The following is a 2,796-nucleotide window of genomic DNA, read 5'->3' as shown; positions in this document are numbered from 1 at the left end:
TTTTAAGGTCGAAATAGATCTCAAAGATGACGGCACGGACGAGACGAGATACAAAAAGCTCGATACCGTCGTGCAACGCTATAAAAACGTCCGCAGCGTTTTTAAAGGATTTAACCTTATTAGGAACGCAAGAAGCGAAGTTTATCTTGGGGCAAATGCCGCAGATACGGAAAAAATGGAGATTTTCCCGATCCAATCGCCGGGAATGGCGTCAAGCGCGCCGGTTAATACGAGCGCGGCTTATGCTCAAAGCGAGCAAATTAACATTTATCCATATAAAGTTAGAGATATTAGCTTAAATTTAGAGCGTTTCGGCGCTGTAATTTGCGAATTTATCGAGGACGTAAATTTGCCGCCGATGCAAAGCGAGATCTTAAACGCGCGATCAACCGCCGCAAGATTTAGCGGCGGCGCGGTAACGATAGATGAGACAATCAAAATTTAAACAAAGGAGAAAAAGTGTCATACGCAACAATAATCACGAAACTAGGCAAAGCGGCGATCTCAAAGGCTATCGCCGATAGAGAGCAAATCAGCCTCACGAAAATGGGCGTAGGTCAAAGCAAAGACGTCATAAGCGACGAGTGGCAGACATTGCCCGAGGAGGCGCAAAAATTTAGTATTAGCGATATTAGAGTCAAAGAGGATGATACAAATATAGTCATAGTTCAGGGCATACTTGAGGCTAGCGTGGGCGGATTTGTTATCAGGCAGGTAGGCATTTACGGAGCGGACGATAAGCTTTTTGCCGTCGCAAACGTGCCTGAGACGATCAAGCCGCGTTTAAGCGAGGGTGCGGCGAAAGACCTAACGATAAACTTTTATATCGCCTTAAGCGATACCGGCGTTATAAATTTGACCGTCGAGGAGAGCTCTAAATTTGCTTCCCGTCGATATGTCGATACTAAATTTGACGCCGCTTTGGTGGAGACTAAGGCAAACGAGCTTTATGCGCCAAAGACGCACAATCACGATGAGGTTTATCTAAAAATAGAGGATTTTGAAAAATACAAAAATCAAAAAAGCGCCGAGGAGGGAGAATTTTTAAATAAATTTATCAAAGATCCGACGAGCGATAAAATTTCATATAAATTTTTCTGCCTAGAAGATACTTATACATATCCCATTACAAAAGGCGGGCTCGTAAGCATAAAAGACAAATATCTCGTAGTAAATGAGGGCGGTAGTAGCAATAAGCCGGTGTCGCCCGGCGTTACAGCCTATACAAAACCGTATAAGCAAATTAGTAAACTTGACGAAAATCAGACCGGCGGAACGTTTAGGATACTTTTTACAATAGGAGACGATGTTTATTTTTGCCAATCTGCAAATCAAAAACTCTGGAAATACAATATCCCAAAAAATGAATGGACTTATATATCGAATTATGAAATACAAGTAACTAGCGATATATACATATCCCCAAAATATCCGCTTATACGAGCCGACAGTAGCAACAATACGATTGCGGTAGTCGGAATTAGCAAAACTATCAAAACGCAGGCCAACTTCAATGATCTATTGTTTATCGAGGACTTTATAGTCGTTAAAGGTAGTGGCAGCAGCATATCAAAAGTCTATAAGGTTAGCGATGAATTTGCGATAACCGAGGCATCTGTAAATGATCTGCCTTTAAAAGAAGGCGACATAAAAGCGATTAAAATTAATATTGCCAATACTGTTTCAATGAGAGGCAACTATTATAAAAACGGTAGCGATATTTACGCTTTTAGGTATAAAGACGACGGTACTAGCGAGCGAAATTTTGGAGTTCTAGTTAAAAATAAGACTCAAGTAGATATTCCTATTCAGCCGGTAGAGGCGATTCAAGAGGATATATGTTTACTAAGAGGAACGAGATATATTTTGCGACGCAATAAGCCACTAACTGATTTTTCAAAACAAAGATCCGGCATGTATAGCCTAGATGATCTTATTAAAAACATGAGTGAAGACAGCATTTACACCGACTTATTTGATATTGTAGACGGTAAAAAACCTATCAGATTGCCGGTGCTAATTTTAAGCGGGGAAGAAACCGAAAAGGGGCTAAAAATAGCATTTTTGGCAAAACCTAGAGATTTTATTGGTAATTGTTTCTACGAAACAATCATCCCTTACGAAGATCTAAAGGGGCTACAATGAAACCGACACCCAAACAATGGCTAACGGTAGCTAGAAACTTTGCAATAGAGCTTCCGCTTGAGATACTCGCTTTTTTTGTCGTGCCGATCGCGCTTCTTTTCGCCAAAGAGAGCGACGACCATCTGCCGCGATGTTTTCGCTGGTTTGAGGATGCGGACGACTACTACGACGGGCAAAGTGCTGCGATCAACGGTGACGGCGGATGGAGACGGGAGCATTTCCCGCCGCCTAAAAACCGCTCTTATTTTGCCCGTCTTTGCTGGCTACTGCGTAATAGAATAGGCTATTTTAGCGTCAAATATTTAGGCGTCAAAGTCTTAGATGTGCAGCCTGCTAGCGTCGTTACCCAAGGCGACGTGCTTATCACGCAAAACAAAGGACGCAAGAGCGGCTTTTGCAAGGTAGAGTGTCGTCTTAAAGACGGCCGCGAGCGGTTTTGCTACTACCGCGAGATAAGATACACGGGATTTTTAAGCGGCTTTTATTGCCGCATTTACGTCGGATGGAAACTCATGGATATAGCCGGCGCAAATCCCGAAAATTGGCACGAATTTATCGAAGACGGCGACAAAAAAGTACTAAAGACTGTTTGGGCGTTTCATCCGCTAAAAAGAGTAAAAAAATGAAAACATCAACTAAGACTTTTATGAT

General features: G+C 42.2%; 3 protein-coding genes. All 3 read left to right on the top strand.

Annotated features, from left to right (window positions below; genetic code table 11):
* On the top strand, positions 1–445 hold a 445-nt coding region (locus tag RYL88_RS12575; RefSeq protein WP_314991762.1), incomplete at its 5' end, for a hypothetical protein.
* A gap of 14 nt (positions 446–459) precedes the next feature.
* The gene (locus RYL88_RS12570) at positions 460–2,145 is read left to right on the top strand and encodes a phage tail protein (RefSeq protein ID WP_314991760.1); all 1,686 of its coding nucleotides are present in this window, start codon (positions 460–462) and stop codon (positions 2,143–2,145) included.
* Positions 2,142–2,771 carry a hypothetical protein gene (locus tag RYL88_RS12565; protein ID WP_314991758.1) on the top strand — a complete coding sequence of 210 codons (630 nt, stop codon included), beginning with the start codon at positions 2,142–2,144 and terminating at the stop codon, positions 2,769–2,771. The genes RYL88_RS12570 and RYL88_RS12565 overlap by 4 nt, the downstream gene beginning before the upstream one ends.
* Positions 2,772–2,796: the final 25 nt, after the last annotated feature.

Source organism: uncultured Campylobacter sp., assembly GCF_963517995.1.
In the GTDB taxonomy this organism is placed as follows: domain Bacteria; phylum Campylobacterota; class Campylobacteria; order Campylobacterales; family Campylobacteraceae; genus Campylobacter_A.
Note: the sequence above shows the minus strand (reverse complement) of the source record. Positions and strands in the feature narration are given on the sequence as shown.